At 51.7% G+C, this 315-nt stretch carries 1 protein-coding gene; it reads left to right on the forward strand.

Annotated elements, in window-relative coordinates; all coding sequences use genetic code 11:
• The coding region (locus AC23P2_RS31340) for a cadherin-like domain-containing protein (protein WP_487776828.1) at window positions 1–315 on the forward strand (315 nt) is incomplete at both ends.

The following is a 315-nucleotide window of genomic DNA, read 5'->3' on the forward strand; positions in this document are numbered from 1 at the left end:
AGGCAACGACAAGCCAATTGCGGTGGATGACAATACGCAGACGGAAGTAGGCACCCCAGTGACGATTAACGCGAAGGCCAACGACAGCGACCCAGATGGCAATGCAACCTTGGGCAGTCCAGTGAAATTGACTGATCCGACCAACGGAACGGTGAGTCAGAACCCAGATGGTACGTTTGTTTATACGCCGAATGCGAACTTTACAGGAACAGATAAGTTTACGTACCGCATTTGTGACAATGGCAGTCCAAGTTTGTGTGACACGGCTACGGTGAGCATCAATGTGGTGCCAGTGATAGCGGGCAACAACCCACC

The organism is Runella sp. R0.1_18 (assembly GCF_057652155.1).